This window comes from [Clostridium] ultunense DSM 10521, assembly GCF_000511955.1.
GTDB classification, from domain to species: Bacteria; Bacillota; Clostridia; order Tissierellales; family Tepidimicrobiaceae; genus Schnuerera; species Schnuerera ultunensis.
In genome coordinates this window covers 375,404-399,622 of the sequence record NZ_AZSU01000002.1, presented here as the reverse complement: position 1 = coordinate 399,622, position 24,219 = coordinate 375,404, and the positions used below count along the sequence as shown (strand labels likewise).

The 24,219-nt window shown below is 34.1% G+C and carries 21 protein-coding genes; all 21 read right to left on the bottom strand.

Annotated elements, in window-relative coordinates:
• Nucleotides 1–17 precede the first annotated feature (17 nt).
• Nucleotides 18–1,100 carry an ABC transporter substrate-binding protein gene (locus tag CUL_RS0104730; protein ID WP_025640671.1) on the bottom strand — a complete coding sequence of 361 codons (1,083 nt, stop codon included), beginning with the start codon at nt 1,098–1,100 and terminating at the stop codon, nt 18–20.
• Nucleotides 1,101–1,113: 13 nt separating this feature from the next.
• A complete protein-coding gene (locus CUL_RS0104725) occupies nt 1,114–1,887 on the bottom strand; it encodes an ABC transporter ATP-binding protein (RefSeq protein ID WP_025640670.1) in 774 nt (257 codons plus the stop codon).
• Nucleotides 1,884–2,894 carry a FecCD family ABC transporter permease gene (locus CUL_RS0104720; RefSeq protein WP_025640669.1) on the bottom strand — a complete coding sequence of 337 codons (1,011 nt, stop codon included), beginning with the start codon at nt 2,892–2,894 and terminating at the stop codon, nt 1,884–1,886. The genes CUL_RS0104725 and CUL_RS0104720 overlap by 4 nt, the downstream gene beginning before the upstream one ends.
• A gap of 53 nt (nt 2,895–2,947) precedes the next feature.
• Nucleotides 2,948–3,292: a winged helix-turn-helix domain-containing protein gene (locus CUL_RS0104715; RefSeq protein ID WP_051403501.1), complete on the bottom strand. Its 345-nt coding sequence runs from the start codon at nt 3,290–3,292 to the stop codon at nt 2,948–2,950.
• Nucleotides 3,280–4,107: an XdhC family protein gene (locus tag CUL_RS0104710; protein ID WP_035142809.1), complete on the bottom strand. Its 828-nt coding sequence runs from the start codon at nt 4,105–4,107 to the stop codon at nt 3,280–3,282. The genes CUL_RS0104715 and CUL_RS0104710 overlap by 13 nt, the downstream gene beginning before the upstream one ends.
• Nucleotides 4,108–4,231: 124 nt before the next feature.
• Nucleotides 4,232–5,011: a selenium-dependent molybdenum cofactor biosynthesis protein YqeB gene (gene yqeB, locus CUL_RS16675; protein WP_035142897.1), complete on the bottom strand. Its 780-nt coding sequence runs from the start codon at nt 5,009–5,011 to the stop codon at nt 4,232–4,234.
• A gap of 25 nt (nt 5,012–5,036) precedes the next feature.
• A complete protein-coding gene (locus tag CUL_RS0104700; protein WP_025640666.1) occupies nt 5,037–7,070 on the bottom strand; it encodes a urocanate hydratase in 2,034 nt (677 codons plus the stop codon).
• A gap of 122 nt (nt 7,071–7,192) precedes the next feature.
• Nucleotides 7,193–9,457 carry a xanthine dehydrogenase family protein molybdopterin-binding subunit gene (locus CUL_RS0104695; RefSeq protein ID WP_081722760.1) on the bottom strand — a complete coding sequence of 755 codons (2,265 nt, stop codon included), beginning with the start codon at nt 9,455–9,457 and terminating at the stop codon, nt 7,193–7,195.
• On the bottom strand, nt 9,454–10,335 hold the full coding sequence (locus CUL_RS0104690) for an FAD binding domain-containing protein (RefSeq protein ID WP_025640664.1): 882 nt from the start codon (nt 10,333–10,335) through the stop codon (nt 9,454–9,456). The genes CUL_RS0104695 and CUL_RS0104690 overlap by 4 nt, the downstream gene beginning before the upstream one ends.
• A 23-nt stretch (nt 10,336–10,358) precedes the next feature.
• A complete protein-coding gene (locus CUL_RS0104685; RefSeq protein ID WP_025640663.1) occupies nt 10,359–10,814 on the bottom strand; it encodes a (2Fe-2S)-binding protein in 456 nt (151 codons plus the stop codon).
• Nucleotides 10,815–11,060: 246 nt separating this feature from the next.
• Nucleotides 11,061–11,354 carry a BCCT family transporter gene (locus CUL_RS19885; protein ID WP_109840500.1) on the bottom strand — a complete coding sequence of 98 codons (294 nt, stop codon included), beginning with the start codon at nt 11,352–11,354 and terminating at the stop codon, nt 11,061–11,063.
• Nucleotides 11,336–11,605 carry a BCCT family transporter gene (locus tag CUL_RS19880; protein ID WP_025640661.1) on the bottom strand — a complete coding sequence of 90 codons (270 nt, stop codon included), beginning with the start codon at nt 11,603–11,605 and terminating at the stop codon, nt 11,336–11,338. The genes CUL_RS19885 and CUL_RS19880 overlap by 19 nt, the downstream gene beginning before the upstream one ends.
• A gap of 116 nt (nt 11,606–11,721) precedes the next feature.
• Nucleotides 11,722–11,985 carry a BCCT family transporter gene (locus CUL_RS18320; protein ID WP_081722759.1) on the bottom strand — a complete coding sequence of 88 codons (264 nt, stop codon included), beginning with the start codon at nt 11,983–11,985 and terminating at the stop codon, nt 11,722–11,724.
• A 357-nt stretch (nt 11,986–12,342) separates the two neighbouring features.
• Nucleotides 12,343–15,411, bottom strand: coding sequence for an AAA family ATPase (locus CUL_RS0104665; RefSeq protein WP_025640660.1), 3,069 nt, complete (start codon nt 15,409–15,411; stop codon nt 12,343–12,345).
• A 108-nt stretch (nt 15,412–15,519) separates the two neighbouring features.
• On the bottom strand, nt 15,520–16,767 hold the full coding sequence (hutI, locus tag CUL_RS0104660; RefSeq protein ID WP_025640659.1) for an imidazolonepropionase: 1,248 nt from the start codon (nt 16,765–16,767) through the stop codon (nt 15,520–15,522).
• A gap of 29 nt (nt 16,768–16,796) precedes the next feature.
• Nucleotides 16,797–17,702 (bottom strand): glutamate formimidoyltransferase, encoded by a 906-nt coding sequence (ftcD, locus tag CUL_RS0104655; protein WP_025640658.1) that lies wholly within the window; start codon nt 17,700–17,702, stop codon nt 16,797–16,799.
• A gap of 492 nt (nt 17,703–18,194) precedes the next feature.
• Nucleotides 18,195–18,359 carry a hypothetical protein gene (locus CUL_RS19100; protein WP_160113564.1) on the bottom strand — a complete coding sequence of 55 codons (165 nt, stop codon included), beginning with the start codon at nt 18,357–18,359 and terminating at the stop codon, nt 18,195–18,197.
• 440 nt (nt 18,360–18,799) lie between these two features.
• Complete coding sequence (locus CUL_RS0104650; RefSeq protein ID WP_025640657.1) at nt 18,800–20,236, bottom strand: sodium:solute symporter family protein; 1,437 nt, start codon at nt 20,234–20,236, stop codon at nt 18,800–18,802.
• 102 nt (nt 20,237–20,338) lie between these two features.
• Nucleotides 20,339–21,526 carry a M20 metallopeptidase family protein gene (locus CUL_RS0104645; RefSeq protein WP_025640656.1) on the bottom strand — a complete coding sequence of 396 codons (1,188 nt, stop codon included), beginning with the start codon at nt 21,524–21,526 and terminating at the stop codon, nt 20,339–20,341.
• On the bottom strand, nt 21,520–23,043 hold the full coding sequence (locus CUL_RS0104640; protein ID WP_025640655.1) for an HAL/PAL/TAL family ammonia-lyase: 1,524 nt from the start codon (nt 23,041–23,043) through the stop codon (nt 21,520–21,522). The genes CUL_RS0104645 and CUL_RS0104640 overlap by 7 nt, the downstream gene beginning before the upstream one ends.
• Before the next feature lie 646 nt (nt 23,044–23,689).
• Nucleotides 23,690–23,836: a molybdopterin cofactor-binding domain-containing protein gene (locus CUL_RS20135; RefSeq protein WP_408065619.1), complete on the bottom strand. Its 147-nt coding sequence runs from the start codon at nt 23,834–23,836 to the stop codon at nt 23,690–23,692.
• Between the last annotated feature and the right edge of the window lie 383 nt (nt 23,837–24,219).

Sequence of the window (24,219 nt, the reverse complement as noted above, 5' to 3'; positions counted from 1 at the left end):
AGGCAACTTATTTTAAATTAATATCTTGTAGAATTCCTCAACAACTCTTCTATTTCTCCTTCAGTTAATTGATAATGGTAGAATAGATTATAAAACTCCTTTACCTCTTCCTCCATATTATAATCGAAAATATCTGGATACAGGAGATTTCCTAACCATTTCACTCCTAATATCCTATTTACAGAAGGTGGTCTATCAAACCAATTGAAAGGTTTATTAGGTATTTCATATATTTCTCCATTTTCTACCGCCTTTATACTTTGCCAAGCTGAGTCTTCAAATATTCCTGAATAATAACCTCCTCTTTCATCATCCCAGGAGATGATTAAATCTGGATTCCATATTAATAACTGCTCTATTGATACTTCCGATTTTCCCTTATCCCCTTTTAGTTCTACCTCTGCTACATTTTCCCCTCCTACCATATCAATTATTTCAGCATGCCAGGAGTCGGAAGGTTCTGTTTCCAACCCATTAGGTCCTTCTGCATAGTATACTCTTACTTTTTCTTCTTTATTTATCCTAGATATATTATTTTCTATATCTTCCATAGTTTCTTTGCAGTAATTACCTAGTTTTTCTGCTCTTTCTTCTTCTCTCAATGCCTTCCCTAATATTTTATAAGCCTCATCTAATTTATGTAAATCAGAATCCAGCAAAATTACAGGTTTTCCCGTTTGTTCTTCCAATTCTTCAGCTTTTGATATGGTGTCTTCATCTAATTCTTCCATTATTATTAAAAAAGCCGGATCCATCTTTAGCATTTCTTCTATATTAATAGCATTTTTACCTGCACCACCTAGATTAGGTAAGTCATGGTATTCTTCATCAATAAATCTTTTTTCTCCTTCTCTTAAATCGTAATTCCACCCTATCATTTTTTCTGGATTTAAAGAATATAAAAGGATGGTCCCCGTAGGTATGGTGGCGAAAACTTTTTCAGCCTTAGCTGGTACTAATACTATTCTTCCAGCCATATCTTTTATTTCAATATATTCTTCGTCTCCTAAGTCTTCATTTACTGCTTCATTATTACAACCTACCAATAGGGAAAATACCAATACCAAAACAATTAATAGGGAAATACTTCTTTTAAACATATTATTCCTCCTTTCAAAATACAGGTATGCATATTTTGCTAGCTTTATCTTTTAAATCTATTTCTATAATTTTTAAATCCACATTATATAGTTCTCTTAATTTCTTTTCTTTTAAATTCTCCTTTGGATTATCTATTTCTACTACCTTTTCATCCTTTACTAATAGAGCTTTCGTTCCATATAAAAAAGCATGTTCAGGACAGTGGGTAGCCATTATGACGGTAACTCCTTCCCTTATCCATTCCTTCAAATATCCTAGCATAACTATTTGGTTGCTAAAATCCAAATTGTTAGTCGGTTCATCCATAATTATAATTTCAGATTGCTGGGCTAAGGCCTGAGCTATTTTTACCAATTGTCTTTCCCCACCACTTAATTGAGAGTATATCTTGTCCTTAAGATGTAAAATTTTGAGTTTTTCCATGGCTTCTTCTGCAATTTGTTCATCTTTCTTAGAGGGAGAAGAAATAAGTCTTAGATAAGAATTTCTTCCCATTAAGACTATATCCTTAACCTTATATTGAAAAGTAGAACTAAAGGATTGAGGGATATAGCTAATCTTATTTGCTCTTTTTCTCCAATTCCAATTTTTAATATCCTCATTATCTATTAATACCTGGCCTTCAAAGGGTTTTAATAGGCCTAGAATTGTCTTAATTAAAGTGGATTTACCCGACCCATTTGGTCCTAGTATACAGATAATATCTCCGGAGTTACCAGTAAAGCTTACATCTTTTAAAATAGTTTTATCACCATAGCCACAAGTCAATCCTTTAACCTTTATCATCTATTCCAACTCCTTCCCTTATTTAATAATAAAAATATGAAAAAGGGGGCTCCTATAAGGGAAGTAAGTATCCCTAGAGGAATTTCTACTGTTGTAAATGCCCTTGCTATATTATCTATTATCAATAGATATGTACTGCCTAATAATATGGTTATAGGCACTAAAATCCTATAATCAGGGCCTACTAATATCCTCCCTAAATGAGGAATTACAAGGCCTATCCAGCCTATTACACCACTAATGGAAACAGAAGCCGCTGTCATAAGAGTAGAACAGATTATTACTATTATCCTAGTCCTTCCTGTATCAAGACCTAAAGTCTTAGCCTCATCTTCATCTAAGGAAAGTACGTTTAGTTTCCATCTTAGTAGGTATAAAGGTACTATCCCTACTAAGATAGGAACGAATACCCTTTTAACGTCTTTAGGTAAAATTCCAGATAAACTTCCCATTAGCCAAAAGGTTATTGTAGGTAGTTTGTCCTCTGTATCAGCAATATATTTTATTATTGAAGTAAGAGACGTGAATATGGAGCCTACTAATATACCGATAATGACGAGCGAAATTAAAGGATCTTCTTTTACTTTTATACTAATTAGATAAACTAAAGCTACCCCTAATATGCCGAATAAGAAAGCTGATATTTGTATTCCTACCGTATTAAAAGATAAAAATATGGCTAAAGCAGCTCCAAAGGCGGCACCAGCAGAGACTCCCAGTATATCAGGGGATACTAATGGGTTTTTAAACATTCCTTGATATACTGCCCCAGATAAGGAGAGGGATCCTCCTACCAACATTGCAGCTAATATTCTAGGAAGTCTGACCCTAAAAACTATAGTTTCTACAGTATCAGACCAAGTTTTATCTATAGTAAAAACCTTAGATAAAAGAACTTTTATTAAAGTCTCCATATCTATAGGATATCTTCCAATGGCAAAAGATAGGAGAAAAACAAATATTAGTAATCCCCATAAAAATCTCCTTATATTTACTATGTTTTTCATAAAATCTGCCCCTTCATCGATATTCTTTTATTAATATAACGCTTTCAAAAAAATTAAATATCCTTAAAATATTTTTTGAAGATTTCTTCTACTGATTCCTCTGCTTCTTTACAAAATCCTTCATATGCCTTTACTATTGCCTTTCCCTCAACGGTTAAGTAGGACCCCCCTCCATCAATACCACCTGTTTCCCTTTCTAAAAAGGAATATCCTAAAGCCCTTTCTGCCCTATTTATAATAGACCAGGCCTTGCTATAAGACATATCTAATTCCTTTGCAGCCTTATTTAAACTTCCAAATCTATCTATGGTTTTCAGTAATATACAAGGTCCTCTTCCAAAAACTTTCTCCCCATTTTGTACTATCCAAAATCTACTTTCTAATTTCAAAATTCCCACCTGCTTTTATAAAGGTGAGGTACATCTTTCCCATATTTTACTGCTTGTATCTCTGCCATAATGGATAAAGCGATTTCTTCGGGAGTTTCTCCTCCTAAATCTAACCCTATGGGACTATAAACCTTTGATAATTCTTCCTTTGAACAGCCCTTTTCTAAAAGATTGTTAAAAGTAGTTTTAACCTTATTTTTGCTTCCTATCATCCCAATATATCTAGCCCTGGATTTTAATACTACTTCTAAAACATCTTGGTCGTATTTATGTCCATGAGTTACTATTATAACGAAAGTATTATTGTCTATATCCATCTTTTTTAAATTTTCCACTATATTGCCTAGAATTAAATTTTCAACTTGAGGAAATAATTGTTCATTTACTCTTTCTTCTCTATTATCTAAAACGGAAATGGAATAACCTAGTATATTAGCCATCTTAGCAATTCTTTCTGCCACATGACCAGCTCCTGCTAGGATTAACTTTTCTCGGGAGTTGTATACCTTAATAAATAGACTCACTTTACCACCACAAGCCATAGGCAAAATATTGCCAGTTTTTGAATCCCTATCTAGATTATAGTCTATTAATGAGGATTTGTTTTCTTTTATGCAATTAATTGCATCTTTTCTTGCTTTTTGTTCTAAAACTCCACCGCCAATTGTACCTTCTAATATATTACCATCTCCATCTACTAACATGGAACTCCCAACACCCCTAGGTGTTGAACCTTCTACCCTAATAATGGTTATTGTAGCTACAGATTGGCTTTTTTCTAAGCATTTATTAAGTTTTAATAAAACTTTTCTATCTTCAATCATATAATTATCTCCTTATCTACCTTTCATATATTATTATACAAGAAACTAGTCTAAAATGCTATATGAAATTTATATTAGAATAGCTAGCATTCTAAATTTTATCATGGATTATTTTGAATATTCCCTATTTCATCAAATGGAGTATTCCTTCTAAAACACCACCACCAATAGCTCTAGCCTTGTCCGAAATAGTAAAGGCATGGTCTATTACATTTCTTGGATCTATATCTCCAATTTTTAATCCCTTATTTACAAATAATCCTTCTTTTATTATACCTCTAAGGACACCACTAATCTGGGCCACAACATTTTTTTCCCCAACTTGACAGATTATATCTCCTGCTTCCACTTTATCTCCTATATTATAAAAAGCTTTAACTACTCCATCGCACGGAGCTCTAAGAACTCTCTCTTCTCTATAGCCCATTACTTCTCCTGGTATTCCAGAATTTGGGGCAGGTTTCCCCTCATATAAAACCTGCCCTAGATAATGTCCTCTTTTGGTTTCAACCACTAAATCCACATCTACTCCTGCCTCAAACCCTGGTCCTACTCCTATAGTTATAGGAGCAAGTTCAATAGTAGTGCCTAGATTTGACTTGGCAAGAATTGCATCCACAACTACTAATGGTTTTAATTCTTTGATTATCTGCCCCATACCATCTAAATATACAGGAATATGACCTTCCTTTAATATTTTCCTAATATCCTGTAAATCCTTAGCTAATATTCCTTTTACACCTTCTATAGTAATTTCTTCATTATATACAGCATGGCTAAAAGATACAGTCCTCCTAATAGCTAAAGGTTTTTCTATTTCTAAAATTACTACTTTAAAACCTGCCATAAATAATCTATGAGCTATTCCTGACGCTAAGTCTCCTCCACCTCTTATGACTACCATATTCACGGTTATTCACCTACTCCATCTATTTCCATGCTTTAACTACTAAATCTTTTATCATATCCTCATTTGGTATGAATGGTAATGTTATGTGATCTATTCCTTTTCTTGTTTCATTATAGCTAATACAGGTTTCTACTGAATTCTGATTTCTTGCCCATGAACGTCTAGCTACTCCACCCATTACATCCCAAGGTATAGCTCTTTTAATAATATTATCTATTCTTTCACTTCCATCAAGAACTAATCCAAAACCTCCATTAATAGATTTTCCTATTCCTACTCCACCACCATTGTGAAGAGCTATCATACTCATTCCTCTTGCTGCATTACCTGCAAAGCATTGTGTTGCCATATCTGCCATTATATTTGAACCATCTTTTATATTGGAAGTTTCTCTAAATGGTGAGTCTGTTCCACCAGTATCATGATGATCTCTACCTAACATAACAGGTCCTATTTCTCCTTTTCTTACCATATCATTGAATTTAAGGGCTATGTTCATTCTTCCTAAGGCATCTTGATAAAGAATTCTTGCTTGAGTACCAACTACTAGTTTATTCTTGTCTGCATCTCTAATCCACATCCAGTTATCTCTATCTTGGAATCTTCTATTTGGGTCTATACAATCCATTGCTGCTTGGTCAGTTTTTAGAAGGTCTTCTTCTTTACCACTTAAACATACCCATCTAAATGGTCCATATCCATAGTCAAATAGCAATGGTCCTAAGATATCTTCTACATATGATGGGAATATGAAACCGTCTATAGGATCTATACCATTTTTGCATATTTCTGTAACACCAGCATCAAATATTGCCTTCATAAAACTATTTCCATAGTCAAAGAAGTATGTTCCCTTGTCAACTAATGCTTTTATTAGTTCATAATGTCTTGTCAATGATTGATCAACTAAATCACCAAATTTTTCCTTGTCATTAGCTAACATTTCGGTTCTTTCATCAAATGTTAAACCTTGTGGGCAATATCCTCCATCGTATGCAGCATGGCATGATGTTTGATCTGATAATAGGTCAATGTGTATATTATTTTCTACTGCATATTCTAACAAGTCTACTATATTCCCATGAAATGCTATTGCAATTGTCTTTTCTTTATCCATATATTCTTGAGCTAATCTAAAGGCTTCATAAGGATCATCTATTATTTTGCTAACCCATCCTTGATCATATCTAGTTTTAATCCTTGAATAATCAACTTCTGCTATTATTCCTACACCATTTGCTATTTCTACAGCTTTCCCTTGAGCTCCACTCATACCTCCAAGTCCTGAAGTAACGAATAGATGTCCCCTCAAGTCACTATCTGCAGAAATTCCTAACTTGTCCCTACCTGCATTTAATATGGTACTGTAAGTCCCATGAACTATACCTTGTGGCCCTATATACATCCAGCCACCTGCAGTCATTTGTCCATAGTTAGCAACTCCTAAGGCTGCCCCCCTATTCCAGTCATGTAAATTATCATACATTCCTATCATTAAACCATTTGTTATTATTACTCTTGGAGCCTCTGGGGTTGACTTAAATAGTCCTAGTGGGTGTCCAGATTCAACGACTAAAGTTTGATCTTCTGTCATGACTTCAAGATATCTTTTTATTAACCAGTATTGCATCCAATTTTGACAAACTTGCCCTGTTTCCCCATAGGTTACAAGTTCATATGGATATAGAGCTATTTCAAAATCTAAATTATTATCAATCATGACTTGAATTGCTTTCCCCTCAATAGTTCTACCCTTATATTCATCTATTGGCTTACCTTTTATCCTTCCCTCAGGTCTAAACCTATATCCGTAAATTCTACCCCTTGTTAAAAGTTCATTTAAAAATTCTGGAGCTAATTGCTCATGCCATTCTTCTGGTATATATCTTAGTGCATTTTTTAGAGCAAGTTCAGTTTCTGATTGATTTAATGTAAATTCTCTTTTAGGAGCTCTCCTGATGCCTTCAATGAAATTAGGCATTTCAGGTAACTCTTTAAATATATCCGTTAACTTAACGGTCATAGCTTTTGAAACATTCTGATTATGAGTCATTTTTAAACCCCCCTAAATATTTTTATACTATTACACGATTAATTTAACTTTATCGTAAAACCGTTACTATAATATCTATTTATCTCCAGCTCGATACATACTTTTGCTCTAATAACTTCCTATTACTTTTTAGTCTTCACTAATGCCTCAACTATTCTCTCCGGTGTAGCTGGATATTGGGAAATATTTGTTCCAATAGCATTATTGATGGCATTCAAGGTAGCAGGAGCTATTGCCACAGCACTAATCTCCCCAACAGATTTGGCTCCGAAAGGTCCAAATTCATCTTCTTCCTCAATCAAAATTATCCTTACATCAGGCATACTAGGTGCATTTATCACGTGATAGTTACTAAAGTTTAATGTACTAATCCTTCCATTTTCATCTAATTCTATATTTTCAGATATAGCCATACCTAAACCTAAATGGATTCCACCTTGAACTTGACCATATACAAAATCTCTATTTATCGCCCTACCAATATCATGTACTGCAACTATATCCAATACATTTACCAGACCAGTATAAGTATCTACTTCAACCTCGACAAAATTCGCTGCATAAACTCCAGGATTTGCAGGAGAACTGTAGGTATATGAAGCAGACATATCCATCGAATATTGATGATATATATTTGATACCATATCCCCATATCCTACCTTTTTGTCAGGTTTGTTTTTGTTATAAATATATCCTCCCTCCATTACTATATCTTCTTCATAGCAATTAAGTATTTTTGAACTATATTTAGCAAATTTATCTTTAAGAATCTCTGAAATCTTCTTTGCAGCACCGCCACATACATAAGTTACCCTACTAGCTTGAGTTCCTGCTGAATCATAGGGGCTAGATAATGTATCTCCTTCTAATACAGTTATCTTACTAAGTTCTAAGTCTAGCACCTCGGCTACAATCTGTTGCATTATGGTAACTGTACCACATCCCATATCATGAATTGCAGAATTTAATATAACTTCCCCATTAGAATTCATCTTGATATCCATTGTAATAAAATCAGGGTATGCACCATAATATCCATTTCCATGGGTTCCGCACGCCATACCTACTCCTTTTCTATATCTACCGCTATCCTTAGGTCTTTTCCATTTTTCCTTCCATCCAAAAGCTTCTGCACCTCTCTTAACACATTCTATTATTTGTCCATTCCCCAAGTCTGGACCACCCATAGGGTCTTTATCAAATGGATGAACTAAATTTTTAAGTCTAAATTCTACAGGATCCATATTTATACCTCTAGCCACATTGTCCAAATTTAATTCGGTAATAGCATGGAGCTGAGGAGAACCATATCCTCTGCAAGCCCCACCAACAGGAGTATTTGTATATACCGATGTAGCTGAATATCTAACATTATCCATTTTATACATTCTAAAAAATTTTTTGCCCATTGCCATAGCTATGGCACTTGCATTAGTATGATATGCTCCTGAATCAATTACTATATCTAAGTCCCTGCCTAATATTTTCCCTTTTTTATCTACTGCTGTTTTTACTGTACCTATAGTTTTATGCCTTGTTCTAGTCCCAATTATTGATTGTGTTCTATCTAGTGTTAACCTTACAGGACGTCCCGTTTCTTTTGCTAAGAAAGCACACACTGGTTCAATTATTGGCTGTCCTTTCCCCCCAAATGATCCTCCCATAGGAGCCTTTATTACCCTTACTTTACTTAAGGGAATATTTAATGCTTCAGATACTATTAATTGAACCTGAAATACTACTTGACATGGAGTATATATAGTAATCATATCTCCACTAGGTATTGCTAAAGCTACATGAGTTTCCATAGCTGCATGATGTTGCTTTGGAGTAATTATCTTATCTTCAAATATATATGAAGCTTTATCAAAGACCTTATCTACATCTCCGTAACCCATAGTCTTTGAAAATGCAATATTTCCTCTTTCATGTATTTTTATTGAATCTTCTATTAACGAAGTTTCTGGATCTATAATTGCAGGTAGAACCTCATATTCAACTTCAATTAAATCCGCTGCCATTTTTGCAATTTTGTCATTGGTAGCTACAACTGCAGCAACTCTATCTCCATAAAACCTTACCTTATCTGTAAACAAGTATTGATCCAGCACTTCGTCCATTCCTGACATCCATTTATGAGCATTGTATAAAATTTTTGGAGAATTGTCATAGGTAAAGATATCGACTACTCCTGGTAAATCTTTGGCTTTTGATATATCTATACTTTTTATTTTCCCATGAGCTACATGACTTAATACAAGTCTTGCATATAACATGCCATTCACTTTCATATCTCCCACATATTTAATTTTACCAGTAGCCTTTTCTATAGCGTCATGTCTTGGTACAGATTTTCCTATATATTTGTAGTTTCCTTCAGTCATCATATCTCACCTCTAATACATGATTCACCAAATAATCTAATAAATAATTCCTCACACATTCCTTTTATTGCATGTCTCTTATACAATTGTGAACCCCTTCCTGGAATAGCTTCATCTACCTGTTTCATCAATATGTTTTGAAATTCAGATAATAGTTCTTTATTTGGCTTTTTATTCATTAATACTTTCTCTGCCATTATACTTCTAAATGCTTTAGGTCCTAAAGAGCCTAGAAATACTTTAGCATTAACTATTGTATTATTTAAATTAATATCTACAACCACAGCTCCGTTTAATTTAGATATTGTTACAGCCTTCCTACTCCCAATTTTATAAAAGGCTGAAGAGCATGTATCCTTTAAATAAGGAATAACGATTTCAATTATTGCCTCATTTGGTTTAAGATTCTTTTTACCCGACCCTTTTATTGCTTTATCTACAGGAATGTGATAATATTCACCATTACCATTTAACATTTTTAATTTAGCATTTAAAGCCATTAATGGTACTACTGTATCAGCACATGGAGAGGAATTTCCAATATTCCCAGCTATAGTAGCTCTATTTCTAATCTGTGTTGAACCAACTTGAGATGTTGCTTGAGCTAATGCAGGAAATTTTTCTTTAACAAATGAGTTTTCACAAACTTCTGTAAGGGTAACCCCTGCTCCTATTGAAATACTACTTCCATTTTTCTTTATTTCCTTTAACTCATTAACCCCTGATAAATCTATTATTGTATTTGGGTAGAGTTTTTTATTATTTATATTTATTATTAAATCCGTTCCACCGCCTAATAAACACGAGCTACTATCAGCATTCTTCAAGCAATTGATCAACTCATCTAAATTATTAGGGGTTTCTATTTTCATCATTTGCATAATTATTCCTCCCTCTTTAACTATTATCTTATCACCACGTCCTTAACCGCTTTAACTATATTGGTATATCCTGTACATCTACATAAATTTCCCTCAATAGCCCTACGTATTTCTTCTTCTTTGGGATAAGGATTTTTCATCAATAATGCCTTGCACGACATAAGCATTCCAGGAGTACAAAACCCGCATTGAATAGCCCCATTTCTTATAAACGACTTCTGAAGTTCATCTAATTCACCATTTTTTTCAAGACCTTCCGTGGTAATAATCTCTTTATTCCTAGCTTGTATAGCAAGAACAGTACAAGAATTTACTGCATCACCATTCATTATTACAGTACAGGCTCCACATTCACCTTCGCCACAACCTTCTTTTACACTAGTTAACCCCAATTGATCTCTTAAAACATCTAATAATCTATCTGAAGGATTAATATCTATATTATGTTTTTTCCCATTTACAATCATATTTAACTCCACTTGATTTCCTCCTTCCACATTTTCCTCCATTAACTTAAATAAGATTTGAAAGCTCATTCTAATTATGCTTCTTACAAAAATTCCAAATACAATTATATTAAATTAATCATCAAAAGATCATTCAATGAATTGCAATAGAACATAGGTAGTATATATCCTCTTACTCCTATGTGATTCATGAACGAACCTTTATCAATTTCAGATTAATATTTCATAAAATCATCAATAATTGTATGTTAATCTATCCTAATTCTTTAGAACTATTGCTGTATCTGGATTATCTATAACATCATAATCCTCATATTTAACAAGAGCTTTTACAGCTAAATATATCATCAGGGCAACTATAAGCAATAATGGGAACGCACTGACTATAGCCAATTGTTTTGTTGCATCTATACCACTAACCTCTACAACCTTTCCTGATGTTGCAATATTTACATAAGAAAGGAATGCCATTACTAATCCCCAGAAGATTTTTATCTTTGTAGGTGGTTCCGCTGAACCAGTAAGCTTTGATTTTAATGATAGGGATGAAATGTTGTTGTCATAGAATCAGCTAATATAACTGCCGATAGAAAAGCTGTAAATATGAACAATATACTTATCAATTTACTTAATGGGAAATTTGAGAAAAATGCAAATACTGATGATTCTAACCCATTAGCCTGTATGCTTTCCCATAGGCCAGCTCCATTCATTTGTAAGTTAATGGCTGAAGAACCAAAAACGTCAAACCATAAAACTCCAATAATTAATAGTTCACCAAATTGGCCATTGTTCTCCTTCAAAAGTTCCTAAATATGTAGCCTGTGTAAAATAATTATCCAAATGAAATCCCATAGATTCTGTTGTCATTGATAATATGTACTTTGTAGGTCCAAACAAAATACAAATATCATCAATCCTATATATATCTTGGCATTTTATCGGATAAGAATTTGATTCCTTTATCAATACCGGTTAGACTTGATATGATAAATGTAACTACTATTAATGTTAATATAATACCCCATACTATAGTTGATGGTTGAATACTTGTAATAGTACTAAGTCCACTAGCCATTTGCATAGATACAACTCCTAAAGATGCAGATACGCCACCTGCTATCCCAAATAAACAAGCAATATCAACTATATCACCAGCAACTCCAGTTACTCTTCTTCCTATTACTGGATATGATTATGACGAAACTCTATGGGCAGATCCATGTTATATGCTTCAATACCTATTGCTATTCCCGCCATGCAACAAAACGCATACAATGTGTGACCCCAATGCGGAAAACATGTACCTAATGAATATAGAGCCTCTTCCTTACTAGTAATACCATATCCGAACCAGGAATTGACGATACCAAATATGCCATTGGCTCAGCTATTATCTTAATAATAACCCTCTTCAGTCAATAGAAAGTCAAAACCTTTAGTATAAAATCAAAATAGTAAATTTTCACCGTCAACGCAGTTTCCAGTTCAAGCACAAAATAAAACATGCAAAACTATTAACAGTTTTGCATGTTTTGCTTTAGCAATTTTTGCATATTTCCTTTAGACTCCTCATAACCTCTATTTCATAACATTTGCTTATATTGCTTAAATAAAATATGGCTTTTTCGCAAAAGTTTTCTCCACATTCTTCTAGATATTTATATATATTATCATTTTTTACTTTCCCGGTTTTTACTAGACTGCAAATCTCTGCTTTTACCCTAAATGTGATTCCAACTTCATAAGGATTCTTCAGCCTTTGGGCATACTTATCAGCTTTTTTAAGATGCTTTACCACATCAATATAGTTTTGTTGTCTCATTAATAATAATGCTGTATACCCATGAGCTATAGTGCGCCCCCAGTGAAAATCTAATTGGTCATAAAGCATTAATGCTTGCCTTAAGTATTTTTCCGCCATATCGTAATTTCCCATATCATATGCAGCTTGTCCTGCACTAGTTTTGAAAACCGTTAACCTTTCAACTAAGCCATATTCTTCGCAAATAGATATAGCTTTTTCATAATATGATATTGCCTCTAAAAATTTCCCATTAAGTTTATTACTTTCTCCAATATAATAGTTTGCAGCTGCAATATTTAAAATATATTTATTCCTATCCTCAAGTGAATTAAATATTGAAATTGAATTTTTAAGATACTTTTCCCCTTGTATGAAGTTGCCTTCAAGGACTTTTTGATAGCCTTTCATTCTAAGTATTACTCCAATTTCGCCTTTATTATGTAATTTCTTTGCTATACTTAAAGCTCTAGTTATATTATGATTCATCAGTACTGTATCATATACATTTATACTATAATAAATTATGAGCAAATATCCTTTTAAAGCAAAATTATAGTTCTCAAACTTTATGGATTTTGCAATCATCTCTTCTACTATAGATAATCCTTTTCCATATTCCCCACTTACTATAAAATGTCTTCCTACCATATGAAAATAGGCAAGCTGTAATTCTTTCAATTTATCTTCATCACTAAAATATTCCTCTTTTAAATCTCTTAATAATATGTTTATCCTCCCTAACTCTTCAATAAGTTGTTTTTCGGTTATATATAAATTAATATTTTGAGAGTTCCCCTTATAATCAATAATCGGAAAAATTTCATCATTAATTTGTAAATAATCATATAGATTCTTTATTCTATATTCTAAAGCAGAGGCCTTATTCCCGGCATTTTCAAAATGATATATAAGTTTAGAATATAGCAATCTATCGATAGTTCGATTCTTTAATTGCCCTTCCAAATGTTTCCCTACTTTATTATGAAGAATCCTTTTTTTAGAGTAAGATAGCTGATTATATATATATTCCCTAAGTTTTTGATGGGTAAAAGTAATTGCAATATCTCCATCGCTTGTTATTATTTCTTTTATTAAATGTCTATCTTGAAGTTCTTCTATTATCTCGGATAATTCAAACTCATCTTTACCACTTATCATAAGAAGCTCATTAAAAGTAACCCTATCAAAATAAATAGATATTATATTCAGTATATTTTTCCCATCCTTTGAAACATTTAGAAACCTGCTCCTTAGAACATCCTGCATCCGTGTCGTTAAACTAGAATCCCTATTCTCCTTTATGCTATTTAATAATTCTATTATAAAAAGAGGATTCCCTTCAGTTTCTTTATATATCAACTTTTTGGTTTTAGGATTTAATTCATGGTCAGGAAGATATTTAGAAACAAATTCTATGGTTTCTGACTCATCAAAACTTTCCAATTCTAATCTTTCTATTAATTTAAACTTAGCTACTTCAGTTAAAAAATCTTCTATGCTTTCAAGATATCCATTTCTACATGTTATAATAAATTGAATTGATTTATTCTTATTTTGAAATAAAATATTTTTAATCAGCATTAGACTCATTCTATCTATCCATTGTACATCTTCAAAAATGATTACCATTTTCTTCCTGTATGAAACCTTTTCAAATATATCTAATAAAGCTTTTTCCGCAACTTGATATTTTAGAAAATCCACCTCTTCTATAGGATTAATATCTTTAATAGTTTCATGGCTTATAAATATCGGGAAAATATATCCAACTATTTTTTTTAACATTTCAGGAATTTCGATCTTTTCTTTTTCAATTATTGTGGCTAACTGTTTGCTAAGCTCAAACCAGGGTTTTAATAAAAAACTTTCTTCAGCCTGATAACAATTTGAAATTAAAATATTAGCATCATTTTCGTCTGTTAATTCTAAAAATCTATCAATTAATTTACTCTTTCCAATACCGGCTTCTCCTATTACAATAATTGATCTAGATTCTATATTATTAATGAATCCATAAAAATTATTGTTTAAAATTTTCATTTCATCTTCTCGCCCATAAAAGAATCCCTTTTCCCTATCTCTGTTTATCTTTTGTACTTGATTTTTTTCTTTAATAATACTCTCGAGTAATTGCTTAGTTTTACCATCAGGAGACAAAGATAGTTCTTTTTCTAAAAGATTTGCTAGCTTATTATATTCATCAATACATTCATTATATCTTCCCTGTTTTCTATATATATCTAATAGTATTCTATAAGCTCTTTCATCAAAAGGATCTGTATTTGTAAGAGTTTTACAATACTTCTCCGCCTGAGTAATTTTCCCAGAATCTAGACATATGCTAATTTCATTATACAATTTTTTGATATATTTATCCTTGTAAGTATATTTTAAGTCAAACATCCATTGCTCAAAGTTATTAGCATCATTTACATAAAACCCCTCTAAAAACTCACCTTTATAATAGTTTATAGCATCATTGCTATCATTACTTAAAAATAATTCAATATCTGTTTCATATTTTATGTTAGGATTAAGCATGATCAACGTTCTTTTTGGCGACACGAGCACATCTTCATTGAATGTCTTTTTAATTACATAAACAGCATTTCTCAAGCTTTTTTTACCTAAACTCTCATTAACATCACTCCACAGAAGTTCAACTAAAATCTCTCTGGAAACCTGTTTTTTTAATAATATATAATAAAATAATGCTTCCGCTTTTCCATATGGAAAAAATACTAATTGGTTATCAATTTCTACTTTAGGAGTTCCAAATAACTTTGCTTTTATTATAGTCAATTGTCTCACTCCTTTGTTATTATGTTTAACATTAATTAATATGTAGATCTTAGTTCCTTTTTGAAATTATACTAACTATAGTCCGAAAAATAGCTTATAATGAAGTTGTTAACATATGTTTATTTCTGCACTAAGCAATATATCGACTGTGTTTACAGCAATATGATATGGAATAAATTTATATGATGGAAATTCTAGTATTATTATATCACCTTTTTTACCAACATCTATGCTTCCTATAATTTCCGATCTACCTACTGCAGCAGCTCCATTTATGGTCAAAGCTGTTATTGCTTCTTCCGTAGTCATGTTCATATATAATGCAGCCAATGCGAATATTAGCGGAATTGATTCAGTAAAGCAACTACCTGGATTTAAATCTGAAGCTAAAGCTACTGCACAATTATTATCTATCATATATCTAGCTCTAGCAAAATCCTCCTTTAAACTAAAGGCTGTACAGGGAAGTATGGTAGATATTACTCCTTTTTCTGCCATAGCCTTTATACCTTCATCAGAAGCATGAAGCAAATGGTCTGCAGATATTGCTCCTAATTCTGCTGCTAGTTCTGACCCACCAAGTTGTACAATTTCATCTGCATGAAGTTTAATTTTAAATCCCATTTCTTTTGCTTTCAAAAGTAACCTTCTTGATTGTTCTACTGAAAATACATTTTTTTCACAGAATACATCACAAAACTCTGCAAGTTTTTCATTAGCAATAATAGGCATCACTTTATTTATCAAAAATTCTACAAAATCATCGGTTCTTCTACTGTACTCTTTAGGCACAGCATGAGCCCCTAAAAATGTTGTCACAATATCTATAGGATGACTTCTTTGTAGCTTATCCATAACTTTCAATTGTTTTACTTCAGTATCAATATCTAATCCATAACCGCTCTTACCCTCTACTGTAGTCACACCAAATGAAAGCATTGAGTTAAGCCTTTTTAGTCCTTCATTATATAATTCTTCTTTTGAAGCCTCTCTAGTAGCTTCAACGGTATTGACTATTCCACCGCCTCTTTCCATAATGGACATATAGCTATCTCCACGAAGTCTCCATGAAAATTCTTCAGCCCTATATCCTCCAAATACAAAATGAGTATGAGAATCTACAAAACCAGGTAAGACAGCTTTGTTTGAAGCATCAATTACTTGGTACTTTGATTGATCATATTTGTTCAGTACTTCCTCCGTCTTTCCTACTTCCACTATAATTCCATCTTCTATAACTACAGTTCCATCTTCTATTATATGCAGATCAGACATTTCCTTACCATGTTTAGCTGCAAAGCCACTACAAGTAACAAGCTCTTTGGCATTTTTTATTATAGTATAATTATCATTCACTCTTAAACACCTCCCCAAAAACTTAGGGATCATTCCATAAGTTTATTTTCCAAAACCTGGTCTACTGAAAAATCTTCTACCCCTAAATAATATACTGCAGTATCTATTAACGCCTCCATTGGAACCAAGCCTATAAGTTCACTACCAACTATGTTTATGCCATATCGTTTTGCTTCAACCTTAATCATTTCATATGTTCTATAAAGTGCTGTTCTTGTATAATCCGTCATGTTCATAGAAACCTGTACAATTCCTCTTTCTTTCAAGTCAACGCCTATTGCCTTACAGAACCTAAAACCTCCATTAGCAAATCTTATATTCTTTGCAATTTTACTTGCAATTTCTAAATTATCTGTGTCTAGATTCACATTAAAAGCAACTAAGGGCATCCTTGCACCTATAGCTGTAGCCCCAGCAGTAGGATGTACTTCCTGTGGTCCAAAATCAGGTTCCCATTTAGCCTCCCTAATCTTTTCCTTCATCCCTTCAAATTGTCCTTTTCTTATTTTGGCTAAATTTTCTCTTTCAGGACTTGTAGCAGATTTTTCATAAAGGAAAATTGGTATATTATATTTTTTGGCTACTTCCTTAGCAACTTCTTTAGATAGCTGTATTGCTTCATCCATTGTTACATTTTTAATAGGAATAAAAGGAACAACATCTGTAGCTCCCATCCTTGGATGCTGTCCTTCATGTTTTGTTAAATCTATAAGCTCTGCTGCTATGCCTATAGCTTCTACCATTGCCGCTCCAAGAATTTTGGGCTCTCCTATTACAGTTACCACACATCGATTATGGTCTTCATCTCTACTATAGTCTAAAAGTTTAATTCCATCCTTTCCTCTAAAAGGACTTACTATCTTCTCTATTTTTTCTAGATCTCTCCCTTCACTAAAATTGGGAACACATTCCATTATCTTTTTCATTGATGACATACTAAACACCTTCCTTAAAATTATTATATTTGCTACCACAATAATTCTATTTTATATTTAGAGCGTCACCAAAACGTCAATAAGTGTTTAATTATGAATTATAATAGGCTTTATAAACTAGACATGGAAAAATAGCACAATGTTTCATACAATGGCTTAAAATTTGCTTGTAAGATGGTAAAAACACATCTTTGAATTGTCAAGGGTAAAATGAATATGCTAATGCACGTCCCTGATAATTCAAAGGATGAATACGTTACTATTTAAGCGAAATTCAAGAATAATTTATGCTATAATAAAATACTTTTTCTTCCCTTTAGCTGTTAGATTTAGCCCAACAACTTGAGTTGGAGTTATTCCATTAATAGATGAGTGGAGCCTAACAAAACTATAAAGAATACAAGCATACTAATTAATTATTTGCTGATTCAAACTAATAAAACCTTGTTTAGTCTTGTACCAAGATTTAAACTGGTGGTGGAAAGGCCCCATTTAGTTATTAGGAATATCATATTTTAAGCTTTCAACCCTAACATGCTTAACGCCATTACCTAATACAGATTTAACAGACACTTTATAATTACTGTAACGGCCACAAACAATAGCATTAGTAATTTCTAAATCCTTAACGAAGTTAGGCAAAGTAATAGTTTGCATAATATCTCTATAAAGAGATTTCTATTTCAGAAAAGTATAGATTGTCTTATATTACCCCAGCTTTAGCTCTCCATTTTTTGCAAAGATTAGAAATATTATTTATATAAATCTGATATGGATTTCTTACTCATACTAATGGTCCAATTCTAAAATATAAATTTAATAAACCCCATTATTTGAAAATTATTTTAAAAATAATGGGGTTTATCATTAATCTGAGATTATTAGAATCTGTTTTTATGGTACTAAAAGTGAAAAATATTTAATTCTATCAACTACCGTTAGTAGGTTGCAGAGTATTTCTGAGTTTAAAAAGAAAAGTAACCGCCTTTCCCAATGATTATAAAGTTATTATAAAACAACCCTTATATTTTATCAGATATACAGCATGTCTCTTTCACTGGAACTTCGACCTCTACCTTATCTACAGGTGGTTGCAGTTAAATTGTAGAACTTTTGCCTTCCTCTAAAATTGCAAGCTGTTCTTCTGTGGGTGGTTCTGTAGCTAAACTAATCACCACAAATAGAACAAGGCTTACAATGATCGCTAATAAGTTAGAGGGCATACCTAGGAAACCTTCCAGCTTACCAGCCATGAAGTATTCAGAATAAAGGCCTACACACATAGTGGCTAGCATGCTAATTATAGTTGCCAATGTGGTACCGCGCTTCCAGTAGATACCCATAATCATCGGAATAAACACTGCAGTACCATAGAACAGGCCTCCAACATACATCATCTGAATAATGCTATCTGATATTAGGCAAAAGCCTATACCCAAAACACAGATAATAAGTGTAATAATTCTAGAAATGTTCAGCATACGATTATCTCCGATTTCTTTGTCCTTACAAAAATATGGCTTATAGATATCATTGATAAACAACTGGGAGGCTGCGATAATTTTGGAATCAGCTGTAGACATTGCCGCTGCGAACAGGCCACCTAATGCAATTCCCGCCACCCCATTGGGAAGTACTTCCTTAATAATCATGGAGTACGCTATTTGTGGATCTTCAAGGTTGGGATACAAAGCATAGGCTAGCACACCTATGAATGCAATCACCAGGCCAAATACAATATACATAATGCTGGAGAAAGTAAACGCAAATCTTGCAGTGCTAGAATCTTTGGCAGAGAAAACCCTTTGTAAAATATGTTGGTTGGTTGCGTAGTCGAACATATACAGAAGTCCAAGGGACATCGGTACAAGGAACCCTTGAGAACCGATGTTCATATATCCTGATGGGATCTTCTGCATCAATATATCAAATCCGCCTATTCTGCTCAGCCCGAATGGAATAACTAGAATTACCGAGACACAGATGATGACAAACTGGAATACATCGGTATTTACAACCGCCAATAATCCGCCACCAATAGTATACCCAACCACTATAACTACCGTTATAATCAGCGCCAGGTTATAATTCATACCACTAATGGTTGAAATTGTGGAAGCAGCAATCACAAACTGAATTCCCAGTGAAGCTCCAATGGCAAGTAATTGTGCAATAACCGAAATCAGGCGACATTCGTCGCTGTAGCGTTTACCTAGCAGGTCTGGGACCGATAATACTGGCATACGTCTAAGCTGCTTTGCTAAAACAAACGCTAGCAAAAACATAGGTATAACTGCACCCCAATTATACCATGCCCCGCCCAGCCCACGAGCATAAGCATAAGCAGTCGCTCCTACCACCGCATTTCCGCCAATATCAGTAGCAGCCATACTGAAGCCTGCCTGGATCTTCCCCAAAGAGCGGTTTGCCATAAGAAAATCATCGGAAGTCTTCGTCTTTTTTGTTGCTGCCCATCCAATGTATGCAACAATTAAAAATACAGATATTATTGCAAGAACGTCTAAAATGTTCATAATACAATACCTCCTATTTATATTTTATTATGATTTTTATATACATGTGCAAAATACCAATCAGCACCACCATAATCTATGTTAATTTTTTATTTAAGTGCATTAAAATTGTTCCTTTCTCAACCAATCAATTACGCTTTGTGCCATCAGCACAGATCCTTTCCACATGATTTGCTCGTTTAACATAAATCGAGCATTATGCAGGGGAAATATTTCCCTGTTATCCTCAAATCCACAGCCCAAATGAATATAGGTTCCTTTTCTAGCATTGAAAAAGTAAGAAATATCTTCGCTGGCCATGATATCTGAAACAATTTCAGTGTATTTTTCTTGGGGAAAAAGCTTGTTGACTGTTTCCATTACACTATCTGTTACCCCATCATCGTTGTAAACAATACCGTTTGAATCCGAAAGTGAAATTATGCAATTACACCCAGTCTGATCTGCTATTTTCGTGACAGACTGTTCCAATTCATATAAAAGCTGCTGACGGGAGGCCTCGCTTTTTATCCTAAGCGAACCATTCAACTCAACTATATCTGGAATCACATTCCCCTTATCTCCACCTTGGATTAATCCTACGGCAATTACCGCCTTATCCCGTCTCTTGAGGCAGCGATCTCTAATCTCCTGAATGGCCAGAACTATTCTTGCTGCTGCAGGTACTGGATTGATTACATGCTCTATATCGGAAATATGTCCACCTTTTCCAGTAATCTTGATATAAAAAGCATCGCTACCAGCCATCACAGCTCCTTTTCTAAGGCCTATAGCTCCAGGATTTAATTCCCTGATGGTATTAGTGACATGAAGCCCAAGTACCGCATCCACATACGGGTCTTCCAGAGCGCCTTCCTCCAGCATATAGCGCGCGCCTTGAAAGCCTTCTTCCCCTGGCTGGAAAATACATTTTACATTTCCGGCAATTTTATGGGTATGAGCTGCCAGAAGCTTTATGGCACCTAGCAACATAGCCATATGAGCATCATGCCCGCAAGCATGCATATTACCATTTTCCGATGCAAAAGGAAGTCCGGTTAGCTCCTGGATGGGTAATGCATCCATATCGCTGCGCAGTGCGATTGTTTTCCCACCCTTCGTACCACGAATCAATACTTCAACTCCTGATGTGCTTCTATGTAACTTATAGTTTAGTTCCAGCTTGTCCAAGACATTACAGATATATTCCCGTGTTTTGGGCAAGTGGAGCCCTACCTCTGGAATCCTATGCAAATCCCGCCGCCATTTAATAATATATTTTTCTACGCTTTTTCCCTCCTGCTTTAACACACTGTATACCTCCTATCTCCAGGAAGTATAATTTCCTTTTCTCGAACCACCTTATACACTTTTTCCATTTCCGCTCCCAAATCTCGATCATCGTCCTCAAGGAACATGATTACATTACGGACTACATCATAAGCATAACGCGTTCCTTTCCCGGTAGGAAGTTTTCCGCTGAGATCTGCAGCCTGTGCGTTATGCATCAATTCAATCCCCAAAAGATAATACAGCAGATCTACTATTTTCTCAGTTTTTGACATCACATAGGACGTATTGCAGCCATGATCTTCGGTTTCATTTGCAGTTGGTAGATAATCCAGTGAAACAGGATTTGCAAGATGCCTAATTTCTGTATCTAGGGCGCTTATGGTTTTCTGAATAGTAGAAAATGAAATCACATTAGTATCAGGACGTAGAAAACGTGGTAAATTGCTAAATAAATCGTTGTCCAACCTCAGAATCCTATTGCAAATAAGTTTTGATAAATGTGCTAGCGCGATACCCATCATTTCATAGGCAATCGCAAGCCCCGTAACAATAAAATTATCGGTCGATATCATTTCCTTTTCCTCGATTAGCACCATCGGGCAGTCATCGGAAGAATTAATATAAAGAGGGAGCATGCTTTGAATATAATATAGAGAATCACGGATAGCCCCATGGATAGCGCAACTACTTTTATAACTGAGCGCCCCAAGCAACGTTTCGTTGTCGCAGTTCCACAGATGACTGTCCTCCAGGCATTCTCGCACCTTCTTCAAGCTATCATGCTGTCCCTTTAGCGGACGGTTCCTTGCACTCCTCTTATCAATGAACATTGGGTTATACCCCTGAGCTTCATATCCCATAGCGTAAATAATGTCCGCCATATCCATTAGATCTTCTATGTCAGCACACAAAAGCGCTGCTTTTCCAACTGAATATGCATTACTACTTACAATTGAGAGAGCATCCTTTGGCCCAAGCACAATCGGGGCAAGATTATACTTTTTCAACGCTTCCATGGCAGGGATATTACTGCCGTTATACTCCACATTCCCTTCGCCAATCATAGCTAGACCTACATAGGCCATATTCCCAAGATCAGCCATACCAACTGAGCCCCGCTCTGGAATCCGGGGATGAATACCGTAATTGAGGAAATCCTTCAACATAGTTAAGATTTCAGTCTGAACTCCTGCTACGCCATTAAGAAACCCATTAAGGCGACAAAGCATAGTTGCGCGTACTGTAGCCTTGTCTGCAAACGGTGGGAGTGCGACGCAATGAGAATGGATAATACGTTCGTTGAACGCACGGTATTCTTCTGGCAGTATCTTATTATCTTTATTTGCACCAACCCCAGTATTCAACCCATAGATCTGTTTATCACTATTAATAAGTCCCAACACTACGGCACGGGATGCTTCTGCGGTGGCAAACGCCTTTGGATGAATTTCAACCTGTACTCCTTCCCTAGCTACTTCGACTACCTGTTCAACTGTCAGGTGCTTCCCATCCAGAATGATCTTTTTTTGTTTCACTAATCTCATCTCCTTTTTACCTCTGTTTCTATTTCCGTAGACCCTAATAACCTAGCCTACCTATTTTAGTAAAGCTTATATCTCAGTATATATCACTAAGTTTATTGCAGAGATCATCCATTTCTATATTATCCTAGCGCCATTAATTCTTGCGTGCCCCGATCCCGATATTTCCAGAAACTGTTCTACTTTGTATAATACCGCATGCATTTGTGCTCATCTTCACCTCCCTCAAATATTTTATTATCTCATATATTATTGTAACTAATTATCGTCAAAAGATAGTCAATTGACTCAATTTTCATATATTGGTGAATTTTATGTTTGTTGCTTCATTTCTAATTCCTTAATTGCTAATTTTGCACTTTCCTTCAATTTTAGATTTCCTCTTAAATCTATTGTCTATGCTATATGCATGATATCAAACTTTTTCCTTTAATAGCCATATGTTTTTCCTTAATACTTCACTTACTATTAACTCCGATAATACAGGAAAGTTGTTATATTCACATGTACAGCAAAATTAATGGCATTTAATACAGCAAATTCCTCCGCATTTTTTGCCATATGGGCAGTAAGATTCATTCGCTTAAATCGTTAAAGCCATTACCTTTGGCATAGATGTGATATTAATAATATGATATTTTTAAAAGTTTGTGGACATTACATTACCTCTACTATCAATTTCTGCTTCTTTAGGCAAAGCCATTCCTAAGCTAAACTGAGCACCCCCTTGTATTTGTCCTTCCACTAGCATCGGATTAATAGATTTAACTAAATCATATACTGCAATAAATCAACTATACTTACAAATCTAATATATTTATCAACCCTAACTTTAGTAAAATATGCCACAAATATAGTTAGTTTTTCTGGAGCTTTATATTCTATGAAAACATTTATTCCCTCAGAAAAATACTCTTCATATTCTATTACTATATCAGAATATTTATATTTTTATTTGAACTTTTTTCATATATAAGTCTATATGAAGTTTCCACATTCTCAGCCTAATATTTGAGGAAATTGTATAATTGAATTTATTAAACCTTTACCTCTCTAATATATGGATCAATATATCAGCATGAATGTATATATGCGTGTTGATAGCCTTTTTGCTGTCCCAGAGCTCTTCAATCTGTTGGAGCATAACAGTTGCTCCTACTCCATAATACT

Coding starts and splice junctions, on each gene's coding strand:
- yqeB (WP_035142897.1), bottom strand. CDS start 5,011: ATGGTAGTCATAAGAGGTGGAGGAGACTTAGCGTCAGGAATAGCTCAT.
- CUL_RS0104725 (WP_025640670.1), bottom strand. CDS start 1,887: ATGATAAAGGTTAAAGGATTGACTTGTGGCTATGGTGATAAAACTATT.
- ftcD (WP_025640658.1), bottom strand. CDS start 17,702: ATGTCATCAATGAAAAAGATAATGGAATGTGTTCCCAATTTTAGTGAA.
- CUL_RS0104730 (WP_025640671.1), bottom strand. CDS start 1,100: ATGTTTAAAAGAAGTATTTCCCTATTAATTGTTTTGGTATTGGTATTT.
- CUL_RS19100 (WP_160113564.1), bottom strand. CDS start 18,359: ATGCAAACTATTACTTTGCCTAACTTCGTTAAGGATTTAGAAATTACT.
- CUL_RS0104690 (WP_025640664.1), bottom strand. CDS start 10,335: ATGCAAATGATGAAAATAGAAACCCCTAATAATTTAGATGAGTTGATC.
- CUL_RS0104695 (WP_081722760.1), bottom strand. CDS start 9,457: ATGATGACTGAAGGAAACTACAAATATATAGGAAAATCTGTACCAAGA.
- CUL_RS0104710 (WP_035142809.1), bottom strand. CDS start 4,107: ATGATTGAAGATAGAAAAGTTTTATTAAAACTTAATAAATGCTTAGAA.
- CUL_RS0104700 (WP_025640666.1), bottom strand. CDS start 7,070: ATGACTCATAATCAGAATGTTTCAAAAGCTATGACCGTTAAGTTAACG.
- CUL_RS0104650 (WP_025640657.1), bottom strand. CDS start 20,236: ATGAACATTTTAGACGTTCTTGCAATAATATCTGTATTTTTAATTGTT.
- CUL_RS0104720 (WP_025640669.1), bottom strand. CDS start 2,894: ATGAAAAACATAGTAAATATAAGGAGATTTTTATGGGGATTACTAATA.